Annotated in this window: 9 protein-coding genes; all 9 read left to right on the top strand. The window is 73.0% G+C overall.

What is annotated here, in order from left to right; genetic code table 11:
• Positions 1–5: 5 nt before the first annotated feature.
• A complete protein-coding gene (gene eccB, locus OHT77_RS01965; protein ID WP_328826154.1) occupies positions 6–1,343 on the top strand; it encodes a type VII secretion protein EccB in 1,338 nt (445 codons plus the stop codon).
• A gap of 5 nt (positions 1,344–1,348) precedes the next feature.
• The gene (locus OHT77_RS01960; protein ID WP_328826153.1) at positions 1,349–3,751 is read left to right on the top strand and encodes a hypothetical protein; all 2,403 of its coding nucleotides are present in this window, start codon (positions 1,349–1,351) and stop codon (positions 3,749–3,751) included.
• Complete coding sequence (locus OHT77_RS01955) at positions 3,748–6,936, top strand: right-handed parallel beta-helix repeat-containing protein (RefSeq protein ID WP_328826152.1); 3,189 nt, start codon at positions 3,748–3,750, stop codon at positions 6,934–6,936. The genes OHT77_RS01960 and OHT77_RS01955 overlap by 4 nt, the downstream gene beginning before the upstream one ends.
• A gap of 213 nt (positions 6,937–7,149) precedes the next feature.
• A complete protein-coding gene (locus OHT77_RS01950; RefSeq protein ID WP_328826151.1) occupies positions 7,150–7,485 on the top strand; it encodes a WXG100 family type VII secretion target in 336 nt (111 codons plus the stop codon).
• Between the two features lie 40 nt (positions 7,486–7,525).
• Complete coding sequence (locus OHT77_RS01945) at positions 7,526–7,816, top strand: WXG100 family type VII secretion target (protein WP_266779154.1); 291 nt, start codon at positions 7,526–7,528, stop codon at positions 7,814–7,816.
• Between the two features lies 1 nt (position 7,817).
• Positions 7,818–8,423, top strand: coding sequence for a hypothetical protein (locus OHT77_RS01940; protein WP_328826150.1), 606 nt, complete (start codon positions 7,818–7,820; stop codon positions 8,421–8,423).
• Positions 8,424–8,446: 23 nt separating this feature from the next.
• Complete coding sequence (locus tag OHT77_RS01935; RefSeq protein ID WP_328826149.1) at positions 8,447–10,693, top strand: hypothetical protein; 2,247 nt, start codon at positions 8,447–8,449, stop codon at positions 10,691–10,693.
• A 47-nt stretch (positions 10,694–10,740) separates the two neighbouring features.
• Complete coding sequence (locus OHT77_RS01930) at positions 10,741–11,172, top strand: YbaB/EbfC family nucleoid-associated protein (protein ID WP_266779160.1); 432 nt, start codon at positions 10,741–10,743, stop codon at positions 11,170–11,172.
• A complete protein-coding gene (locus OHT77_RS01925) occupies positions 11,165–11,536 on the top strand; it encodes a WXG100 family type VII secretion target (protein WP_328826148.1) in 372 nt (123 codons plus the stop codon). Before OHT77_RS01930 ends, OHT77_RS01925 begins: the two co-directional genes overlap by 8 nt.
• Positions 11,537–11,543 lie beyond the last annotated feature (7 nt).

The raw sequence follows: 11,543 nt of genomic DNA, 5'->3' as shown, positions 1-11,543 counted from the left end.
CACCCATGCAGACACGACGCGATCACGTGCAGGCCTACCAGTTCGCCATGGGGCGCCTCGCCTCCGCCCTCGTCAGCGGCGACCCCGGCCGGGGCGACAGCCCCACCCGGCGCTCCGCACTCGGCTCGGTCTTCGGAGTGGGCCTGGTCGTCCTGCTGTGCGCCGGGTACGGGGTGTACGGCCTGATCTCGCCCGTCGCCAAGGACGACTGGCGCAAGGACGGCACGATCGTCCTGGAGAAGGACACCGGCAACCGCTACGTCTACGCGAACGGCGAGCTGCGCCCTGTGCGCAACTACGCCTCCGCACTGCTCATCGCGGGGGCGCGGACCGCACCCGAGACGGTGTCCGCCACGTCCCTGGCCGGAGTTCCGCACGGCACCCCCGTCGGCATCCAGGGCGCGCCGGACACCGTGCCGGACGCGTCCGCTCTGGCGACCGGAGCCTGGGCGCGCTGCCTGCCGGGGCAGGGAGCGGACGGCACCGCGGCCACGACGAAGGGGACCAAGGCGAAGGACTCCGCCGGCCAGGGGCAGAGCCTCGTCTTCGGCAGCTCCGTGACGGCGCTCGCCGCGCTGCCCGCTGATCGACAGGTACTGCTCCGCGGGCCGGGCAGTACCCGGTATCTGCTGCTCAGCGGCGTCAAGTACCCGGTCCCCGGCACCCCGACGCTGATCGCCCTCGGCCTGGACGACGAGACGGCCCTGCCCGCCACCGCCGACTGGCTCGCCGCCGTTCCCACCGGCACCGCGCTCGCCGGGCCCGTGCCGTCCGGCGCGGGCAAGGCCGCCGCCAAGGTCGCCGGACAGAGCACCGTGGTCGGCCAGGTCTTCCGCACCACCACGGGCAGCGCCGAGCACTACTACGTGATGCGCTCGGACGGGCTCGCCCTCGTCAACGCCACCGAGTACGCGCTGCTCGCCGCCCGCCCCGGTGCCCCTGCTCCACGTCAGGTCGGACAGGCGGACATCGCCGTGGCCCCGGTCTCGGCCGAACACGCCACGACCGGCCGGGTGCCGGACCTGACCCGTGTCCGTCCGCTGGAAGGCGGCACCGTCTGCGTGACCGATCTCGCCGACGGCCGGGCCCGGATCACCATGGCCGCCTCGGAGAGCGGCGGAATCGTCCTGCCGGCCGGCGGCGGTGTCCTGGCCGTCCCGGACAGCGGGCGCACCGAGTACCTGATCACCGAGCAGGGCCTGAAGTACCGCATCGCCGACACCGACGCCGCGCGGGCCCTCGGGTTCGGCGACACCAAGCACCGGCTCACGCTGCCGGCGGGCGTCCTCGCCCTCGTCCCGGACGGTCCGGTACTCAGCCGCGCCGCCGCCGCGAAGGACTGAACCCGATGGCCCGGCTCCGCCTTCGCTCGACACCTGTGGGCGACGTCCTGCTCATCCATCCCAAGGGCGGATACGACGACCGGGCCGCCGCGTTCGCCTCCGGCATTACCGAGGACCCGCTCCACACCCTCGTCGTGGTGGACCTGCCCGCCGACGCCCTCGTCACGGAGTGGGAGGGGGTGGCCCGGCTGCTGTCGTCCCCCCGGCACGGCAGCCCGCGCCTGGTCTTCGGCCGGGGCAACGGCGACGACATCCGCACCGCCTGCCGCCTCCTGGCCGAACGCCTCGAACGCGAGGTGCTCGCCCCGGACGGCGACCTCGTCCCGACCGTCACCGGCGGGTTGTTCGTACCGGGTGACGACGGTGCCGCCTGGCTGAGGTTCCGGCCGGGCCGCGACCCCGAGCCCGAGGCGCAGCGCTACCCCAAACCGCACTGGGAGTTCACCGCACCGACCCGCACCGGTCCGGCCGGCGCCCACACCGTCGCCCAACCGGTGCCGGCGGGGGTGTGGTTGCGCCACGCCGACCACGACCCACTGGCCGTCCGTCACGATCGCGCGGTCGAAACCGTCCCTACCGACCCGCACCTCTTCCTGCTGGTCCTCGGCAGCCCCGGTACCCCACCGCTCGCCCTCGACGACGTGGCGCGGTTCTGGGACACCGTGCTCCCCGGCGTGCGCCCCGCAGCCCGGTTCGTCCTCCACGGCAGCCTCGACACCCCTGCCGACCAGGAACCGGGCCAGGCCCTCGCCGACGTCCTCAATCACCAGGTCACCCTGTACGACGCCTTGCCCTACGCGGAGCCCGAGGGCCTGCCCGTCCCGGCCGAGTCCACCTACCTGCCCTCCGCGACCCACACGCCGGGGATCACACCGGGGCCGGCGCCGCAGCGAGAACCCGCCTCCGGCGTACCGTCCCCGCAGGTCCCGCCGCCCATCCGCACGGAGTCCGGCGGCGGCGCGCCGCACGGGCAGACCAGCACCGAAGAGCTCCCCGAGGGCCTCACCAGCCCCGACGCCTCCGACGACACGGATCTCTCGGAGGCGCCCACCGTCCGCAACGACGGCGAGACGCACCTGCCTGCCCCGGAGCCCACCACCACCGGCGCGGCGGATCTGGAAGAAGCCCCCACGATCCGCAACACCCGCCGTACCAGGGCCCCCAAGACCCCGGACCCGACACCAGCGGCCGACCCCGCACGAGTACCCGACCCGCCATCCGAGCCGCCGCGAACGCCTCTCCCAGCTCCGACCTCGATCCCGGCTGAGACCCCGTCGACGCCCCCGGCCTCGGTCCTGACCTCGGCCCTCGCCGCACCTCCGACCCCACAGCCCGACTCCGCGCCCACTCCCACCTCTTCTCCCGCACCCACCCCCTCTCTCGCCCCCGCACAGCGGCTCGCCCCGCCCATCGCCCCCCGTTTTCGGCTGGAGTCCGGCGCCCCCGAGCCGGAGCCCCCGGTGGCCGGAGACGTGGGCACCTCCGTGGCCGCGGACACCCCGGCCGCCGCCACGGGCACCGGCCCGGCGCCCGGCACCACCCCCGTCATCGGTGGTGCCGGCGCCGGGCCAGGTGTCCGGGTGCAACCCGTGCCACGGGCATCGGCCTGTGCGCTGCCGCCGGAGCGGGGGATCGCGCAGGAGCGGGAGTGGCTGCGGCGGACGCTGAGCGAGCAGTACAACGCCGTGGCCGGTTCCGTCTCGCGGGTGATGTCCGAGTCACCGGGCCTGCGTGGCGGGTCCCGGACCGAGGTGGCGGACGCGCTGACCGATCTGGTCGCCGTACGCCTGTACTTGTCCGGTGACAGTCGTCAGGCCGACGCGGTCGTCCGCGAGGCGGTGGCCGGGCCGCACGTGCCGTTGGCGCGCTGTGTCACGGCGGGACTGCGGCGGCTGCCGTCCTACCGGGGGCCGGCCCTGCTGCGCACGCGCCTCGGTGACGCGGAGCGTGCGTGGTACCGCGAGGGCAGGCTGGCCACCGAGTGGGCGTTCTGCCATGCCCGCACGTCGTTGCACCCGGGCCCGCAGGGCGGCGGCGCCACCGACGTGCTGATCTGGTCGATGACCGCCCGGCGGACCAGTTCGCTGGACCCCGCCGTCCCCGACCGGGTGCTGTTCCTGCCCGGCACGGCCTTCAAGGTGCTGCGCGCCGAGGGTTCGGTCGTGCTGATGCGGGAGCTGTCGCCGTCCGAGACCGCCCAGGACAGCCGTACCACCCAGGAAGGCCGCAGCAGCCAAGACGGTCGGCGCGAGATCCCCGCCAAGTTCGACGAGATCGCCGTCAAGGGACTGGAGAAGATCCTCGACGCGCTGGAGCGGACCGGCACCGACGCCGCGGCTGAGAGCGCCGATCCGCCCGGACTGATCGTGACCCCCCGTGCGGTCCGCACAGAAGGAGCCAAGCCGTGAGCAGGCAGGTCTTGCTGGTCTCCCCGGACCGACCGGGCGCCCACCGTACGATCGCGCGGGCACTGGCCGAGGCCGCCGAGGGAGCGCTGATCACGGTCGCCCCCGGCCGCTACGAGGAGTCGCTGGAGATCGTCCGGCCCGTGACCCTGGCCGCGGAGGGCGGCGCCGGGACCGTACAGGTCCACGCGTCCACGGGCAGCACGGTCGTGGTGGACACCGAGGCGGTCCAGCTGTCCGGGCTGGTCCTGTCCGGCGCAGACCGGGAGGCACCGGTCCTGGACCTGCGGCGCGGGCAGTCGGCGCTGGACGGCTGCCGGATCGAGGGCGAGGCGTGGACGGCGGTACTGGCCTGGCACGAGGGCACCCTCGTCGCCCGAGGCTGCCGGGTCACCAACCCGCGCGGCGCTGGGGTGGTGGTCACCTCGCGCGGCGACAACGTGCTGGCCGACACCGAAGTCACCGAGGCCGGATCCTCCGCGGTCGTGGTCGCCGAGCACGGCCGTCTCGACGTACGGGACTGCCGTCTCGACCGCCCCCGGGGCAACGGCGTCTGTGTCAACGGCAACGCCTCGGCGACGGTCGAGGCCACGCTGATCACCGGCAGCGGCAAACCCGCCGTCGCCGTGGAGCAGGAGGCGCGCGCCACCCTGCTCCGGGTGACCGTGACGGGCAGCAGCGCGCTGGACGCGTACCTGACCAGCCGGGGCGAGACCACGCTCACCGACTGCGCGTTCTCCGGCTCAGGCGGGCAGTCCGTACACATCGCCGACGGCGCCGCACCGCACCTGCGCGGGTGCGCGGTCACCGGCGCGGCCCGCAGCGGCATCCAGGCCACAGGTGGCGCCCGGCCCCGGTTGGAGGACTGCACGGTCACCGGCACCCCGGTAGGCGTCCATGTCACCGGCGCGGCGACCCTCGTCAGCGCCACCGGGCTCGTCGTGCGGGACGCCTCGACCACCGCGGTGCAGGTCGCCGACTCCGGCACGGTGGAACTGGAGCGGCTCACCGTCGCCGGCACCATCGGCGCCGGGGTCCGGGCCGAGGGCGGCGCACGGGTGACCCTGCGGGGCGCCGACATCGCGATGAGCGGCGGGGAGCGGCCGGCCGGCCAAGGAGCGGGCCGGGGGACGGGACTCGGGCTGGCCGGGTCCGCGAGCGCGTTCGTGTCCGGCTCCGTGCTGCGCGAGTGCGGTGCGGTGATCGGTGCGGACGCGGAACTGACCGCGCACGACTGCGAGTTCACCGGTTCGCCGGGCGACGCCGTGCGGGTCGGGGCGGGAGGTTCGTTCACTGCGGTCGGGTGCCGGATGACCGGTGCTCGCGGCCGTGGGGTCGACGCGCACGCCGACGCCCGCACCGATCTCAGCAACTGTGTGCTCCAGGACAACGCGGGCGATCCTCCGGCCGACCGGGCGGAGCACGGGTTCGACGGGGACGGCGAGGACCTCGGCGCGGCCCGGTCGACCGGCCGTGACACGACCGGGGAAGAGGGAGGGGACGCGGGACCGGCGGCGGGCAGGGACGTCCCCCGTTCCGGGACCGGGCCGCTGGCCGAACTGGAGGCACTGGTCGGTCTGGAGAGCGTGAAGCTCGAGGTCACCGGGCTGATCAACCTCAACAAGGTGACCAAGCGGCGCACCGAGATGGGCCTGCCGATGCCGCCGATGAGCCGCCATCTCGTCTTCGCGGGTCCGCCCGGTACCGGCAAGACGACCGTGGCCCGGCTGTACGGCGCGGTGCTGGCCGAACTCGGCATCCTCGGCAAGGGGCACATCGTCGAGGTCGCCCGCGCCGACCTGGTCGCCCAGATCATCGGCGGGACCGCCATCAAGACCACGGAGGTCTTCAACCGGGCGTTGGGCGGGGTGCTCTTCATCGACGAGGCCTACACCCTGACCAACCAGTCCCGCGGCACGGGGCCGGACTTCGGGCAGGAGGCCGTCGAGACCCTGATGAAGATGATGGAGGACCACCGCGACGAGATCGTCGTCATCGCGGCCGGTTACTCCGAGCACATGGACCGGTTCCTCGCCTCCAACCCCGGTATGGCGTCCCGTTTCGCCCGCACGATCGAGTTCCCCAACTACTCCCCGGAGGAACTGGTCACCATCGTCCGGGGTCTGTGCGCCAAGCACTACTACGAGCTGTCCGACGACACCGTGGACGCGCTGTCCCGCTACTTCGAAACCGTCCCCAAGGGACCGACCTTCGGCAACGGCCGGGTCGCCCGCCAGGTCTTCGAGTCGATGATCGGCGCCCAGGCCTCGCGGCTCGCCATCCAGTCGCCGGGACACGACAGCGAACTGAGCCTGCTCACCGCCGCCGACGTCACCCCGGCCCCCCAGGCGCCGCCGCCCGCACCGGAACCCTCACCGCCGTCCACGGCCCGTGCCGCCCCGCCGCCTCCCGCACCGGTCCCCGAGGCGCCCTCGGCGTCCCCGCCTCCCGTCGCCCGTCACCTGGCCGCTCTCAGTGGTCCTGGCCCGGTGGCCGAGGCGCTGGCCGCGCGGCTGCACACCCTGGTGAAGCTCGGTCAGGGCACCGCCGGGCTCGCGGACGTCGTCCTGGAGGGCGCGCCGGGCAGCGGACGACGGGCCGTGGCCGCCGCGTACGGCAGAGACCTGGGGGAGCTGGGCATCCTGCCGTCCGGCGCGCTCACGTGCGTGTCGCTCTCGGAGGTCCCGGCGCGCTGGGCGGCGCAGCCCCGCACGTTCCTCGCCGACGTGTTCCGCCGCGCGGCCGGCGGCCTGCTCCTGCTGGAGGCCGGTCCGGCGTTCGTGGCCCGGCCGGACGCCGAGCGTGACGCGGTCCTCGACGCGCTGGCCGCGGAGACGGCGACCCGCGACCCGTACGACACCGTCCTGGTGCTGTCGGGCAGTGCCCCGAGCCTGGGCGAACTGCTGCGCACCCGCGCCGACCTGGCCGGTGCGTTCGCCGAGTACCTGCGCCTGCCCGCCTGGACCGGCACGGGTCTCGCCGAGCTGACCCGGCGGCGCCTCACGGCACAGGGCTTCGAGGTGCCCGACGACGTCCTCGCGGCTCTCGCCGCACAGGACACGGCCCAGGGCGCGTACGGCGCGCACCGACTGGCGGACCGCATCGCCGCGCGCGCGGGTGCCCCCGTACTGGTCGCCGCCGACCTGACCGGCGAACTCCCGCTGGCAGAAGCGCTGGTGGCGCGGTGAGGGGTCGTAGCGGATCGTCGCCCGGGCCGGCCGAGGTGATCGGTCCGGTCGCCGGACTCCTTTGGGCGGCAGTGCCGGGGTCGGCCGGCGGGTCGCAGGGACAGAGAATCACGGTCGCTGGGGCAGGGAGTCCGGTTCCGGTCCGTCGTGGGCGTCGACCCGGACCACCATCACGGACGAGGACCGCCAGAAACCCGTCACGAGAGGAACAGCATGGCCGGCAACGTGAACACATCGGTCGACACCTCGGGCATGAAGATCGCCCAGGGGAGCTTCCAGACCGCCCTGGACGAGGTCAACGCCACGTACACGCAGATGCAGAGCCAGATCGACACCCTGCGCAGCAACTGGTCCGGTGATGCCGCCACCACCTTCCAGGGCGCCATGGACACCTGGCTCAGCGACTTCGGCACCGTCAAGCAGCAGTTGGAGCTGATGCTCCAGAAGCTCCAGGCCAACACCGGGAGTTACGACACCACGCACCAGGCCACCTCGGACACGGCGACCCAGCTCCACAAGAGCATGACCACCCCGCTGCCCGGCTTCTGACCACCCCACCCCCGACCACCCCGCACACGAGGAGCGAGCCATGCCCACGTACACCGTCAACATGAACCAGATCGAGTACGTCGTCGGTGAGATGACCGCGATCAGCGGGAAGATCCAGGCCGCGCTGACCGACCTGGACGACAGCGCCAAGGTGCACCTGAGCGAGTGGACGAGCGACGCCCGCGCCACCTACGACGTCGCGAAGGCCAAGTGGGACGCGGCCGCCGCCGACATGGTGACCCAGTCGCAGAACGCGACCAACTCCCTCGGTCACATCAACGAGTCCTACTACGCGGGTGAGCGGCACGGCGTGAGTCTCTGGGAGCAGTGACATGACGGACGGCATCAGCGCCGAGAGCAACAGCAACAGCAACGGCAACGGCAACAGCAGTACGGGCGACAGCAACACTGGTGACCACCACTACCACGGTGGTACGGACGTCCTGCACGTCCCGGGCATCCTGAGCGACCTGCACCCCTTCGTGCCTCCGCCGGTACCGGGCGGGGACGGGCACAACGGGACCTCGGTCAGCACGCCGTCGCTGGACCTGTTCGCCACCAACATCGACCTGCTGATCCAGCCGGTACGCGACGTCGCCACCGCGCTGACCGATGTCTCGGTCGCGCCGGGCGCGTTCTACCACGCCAACGTCATGCGCACGTCGGTCAACGGCCCAAATGCCGACGCCGGTCTCAAGAAGAGCTACGGCGACGCTCTGACGGCACTGGTCCGAGGCCTGACGGACCTGCGGGACGGGGTGAAGGGGCTCAGCCACAAGTACGCCACCACCGAGGACGCCAACGGCATGACGGCCCAAGACCTCGCGGACGCCTTCACGACCACCACGGCCGACTTCAACACGGTGATGACGTCGAACGGCGGTACCGGCATGACAGGCAACACCGGTACCGGCAACCCGAACACCACCACCACTTAGGCGCGCTGCGCGGGAGAGCGAAAGTGCCGGACTACAACAGCGGCGGCTTCCATCAGGGCGACGACGGGACGATCTTCGGCAACCCCGACGGCTCGTCCAACGGAAGCGTCACGGACTACGACAACTGGGACTGGAAGCAGATCAAGGCGGCCGTCTACGGCATGTCGTCCGGAGTCGGCACCGAGTCGAACCTGGCGCACGCCCGGTCCATCGCCAACCCGCAGTCGCTCCTGGACGCGGCCAACGCCTTCTTCCACGTCCAGCGCGTCCTGGAAGGCATCACGAAGAGCCTGGTCGACCAGGCCAAGGCCCTGGCCGGCGACAACGGGCCCTGGGGCGGCAGCGCGGCCGACTCCTTCCTCACGATGATGACCAACTTCTCCCGCCAGGTGAAGGCCAACGCCGATGTCCTGTCCGGAGGTTCGACCGGCGACCACTCCGTCCCCCATCAACTCGCCAACAACGCGATCGCCTTCCAGAGCGCGCAGAACAAACTCGCGGAGATCGACGTCTGGTACGCCCATCAGGCCGTGCTGATGGGCGTCACCCCGATGTCGGACGGACTGATCCCGATCAGTCAGAAGCCCGAACTCGTCGCGATGATGACCGACGACATGCGTGCCGTGCTGAAAAACCTGGCGCACTCCTACCAGGTCACGACCGACGCCATCGTGAACCCGACCCCGGTGACCTCACCGACCAACAACCCGGACGGCTCGGGGAACGACGAAGGCCTCCCCGACCCGAACGCCGGCGTGAACGACCCCGATCTCGGCGGGTCCGACAACGGGATCGGCGACGGCATCGGCGACGGTATCGGTGACACCGGAAGCCTGTCGGACCTGTCCGGCTATCCCGACACAGGCCTGGACAGCGGCACCGGCACCGGTGACGGCATCGGCGACGTCGGAGACCTGGCCGGCCTGGACGGGTCCGCCGACCCGACCGCCTTTCCCGGCGACCTGTCCGACCTCGGCGACACCGGCCTCGACCCGTCCGCACTCGACGGCACGGGACTCGGGGACCTGGGCCTCGACAGCCTGGACCCGTCGGCCCTCGACAGCGCGCTGAACCCCCTCTCCTTCCCCGGGCTCGGCAGCCTGGCGGGTCTCGGCACCGGCGGTCTGGGGTCCGAGGGGGAGAGTTCCCTCGGCGGCCTGTCCACGGCCGACCCTGCCGCGTTCGGCGACACCGGGCTCGGCGACGGCCTCGCCGACGGCCTCACCGGCGGACTGGACAGCGGCCTCGGCGAGGGCCTGTCCGCCGGTTCGCTCGCCCCTTCACCGCTCGCGACGTCCTCCGGGATGCCGTACATGCCGGGGATGGGCGGCTCAGGGGCCGGCGCGGGCGGTCAGACGGCCGAGCCGACGGACGCCTCCGGGCTGCTCGACGCGAGCGCGGATCCCTGGGACGGCGAGGAGATCCCCGGCGGCGACGAGGTCGGCTCGGAACTCGGCACGGCCGCCGGCGGCGAGGGCCTGGGCACGGCCGGGATGCCCTATCTGCCGGGCATGGGAGGCACGGGCGCCTCCGGCGCGGGCCGGGACGGCACGAACGAACGGACCGACGCCTCCGGGCTGCTCGACCCGAGCACCGAGCCCTGGGTCGGCGACGACGAGACCGGCGACGACGAGGCGGGCTCGGTGACAGGGGCCCTGCCCGGGGTGCCCTTGCTGCCCGGCTTCGGTACGGCCGCACCAGGGACGACCAGCGCGACGACGCGTCGCACGGACGCCCGGGGCGACGAACGTACGGGGGAGGCGGCCCCGGCGGAGGAAGGCACGACGGAAGCGGGCGCGGCGGAACACGGCGCGACCACGGCCGAGGCCCCGGTCGCGGTCGGGTCCGACGGCATGCCGCTGCCGGCCCCCGTCAGCGCCGTAGCTCCGGAGCCGTCGGCCGATGACGGCGAGGAGGACTTCTCCGCGTGGGAGGCCGGTGCGGGTGCGTTCGTGCCTCTGCTGTGGGCAGTGCGCGGAGATCACGAGCGGGAGGCGGAGGACGTCGCGGCGGCGCCGGGCGAGTCCGCTGAGCCGCGCAGTACGTGGCAGCCGGACCGCACCGGCGCCGGTGCGGTGGCCGGCGTGGGAACCGGCGCCCTGGGTGAGGCGTTCTGCGGCGACGGCGGCCCCGAGCCGGACGAGCCAGAGGAGCCCGCAGAGCCCGAGGAGCCGGAGGAGGAACCGGCACCCCGGGGCATCGCGGACCTGCTGGTCCAGTCGGAGACCACCTGGGGCACCGCGCCCGGCGACTCCGCCGCCACCCTCTGACCGGCTCACACGCCCGTCCGACACCTTCCGAGAGGAGAGAAGTTCACATGCCCGGTCCGTACGACCAGCAGATCGAGGACCTGCTGGACCAGTACCGCCGCCAGCGTGACGAGGCCGCCGAGACCCGGCGCCGGATCAACGAGACGACGTCGACCGTGACCGCCCCCCGGCAGACGGTGAAGATCACTGTCGGTGCCCAGGGGGAGGTCACCGCCATCGAGTTCCCCACCGGCGCCTACCGGCGGATGGCGCCCAAGGAGCTGGCCGACGTGCTGCTCACCACCCTGCGGCAGGCCAGGGCCGAGGCGCTGGAGGGCGTCTCGGGCGTGCTCGCCGACCGGCTGCCGCCCGGGGTGACCGTGCCCGACCTGCTCCAGGGCCGGGTCGACCCGGCCGCCGTACTGCCCGAGGACCCGGCCATGCCGGACTCCGTACGCGACTACGTGGACCACGGCTTCAAGGGAGGCCCCGATGAGTGACGGCACCTTCTCCGTCGACACCGAACGGCTCGAGCAGGCCGCCCCGCAGATGCAGGAGCTGGCCGGACGCATCAGGTCCATCGCGACGAAGCTCGACGGCCGCCTGGAGGCCCTCGGCGCGTGCTGGGGCGACGACGAGAGCGGACGCCAGTTCCTCGAGCAGTACGCCGAGCCCAAGCGGCAGCTCAGCGCCGGCATCACCGGCGCGGGCAACGTGCTCGACAGCACCGTCGACGGCGTCCGGACCATGGCCAGGGGATTCGCGCGGACCGAGGAACAGAACGTGGAGACCCTGCGCGCCGTCACACCCGCGGCCGACTCCGTGACGACGAGCGGCTCGTCGTCGCACCACACCCGGCGCTGAGTCCCGT

The organism is Streptomyces sp. NBC_00252 (assembly GCF_036187565.1).
In the GTDB taxonomy this organism is placed as follows: domain Bacteria; phylum Actinomycetota; class Actinomycetes; order Streptomycetales; family Streptomycetaceae; genus Streptomyces.
Note: the sequence above shows the minus strand (reverse complement) of the source record. Positions and strands in the feature narration are given on the sequence as shown.

Coding starts and splice junctions, on each gene's coding strand:
- OHT77_RS01945 (WP_266779154.1), top strand. CDS start 7,526: ATGCCCACGTACACCGTCAACATGAACCAGATCGAGTACGTCGTCGGT.
- OHT77_RS01930 (WP_266779160.1), top strand. CDS start 10,741: ATGCCCGGTCCGTACGACCAGCAGATCGAGGACCTGCTGGACCAGTAC.
- OHT77_RS01940 (WP_328826150.1), top strand. CDS start 7,818: ATGACGGACGGCATCAGCGCCGAGAGCAACAGCAACAGCAACGGCAAC.
- OHT77_RS01925 (WP_328826148.1), top strand. CDS start 11,165: ATGAGTGACGGCACCTTCTCCGTCGACACCGAACGGCTCGAGCAGGCC.
- OHT77_RS01960 (WP_328826153.1), top strand. CDS start 1,349: ATGGCCCGGCTCCGCCTTCGCTCGACACCTGTGGGCGACGTCCTGCTC.
- OHT77_RS01950 (WP_328826151.1), top strand. CDS start 7,150: ATGGCCGGCAACGTGAACACATCGGTCGACACCTCGGGCATGAAGATC.
- eccB (WP_328826154.1), top strand. CDS start 6: ATGCAGACACGACGCGATCACGTGCAGGCCTACCAGTTCGCCATGGGG.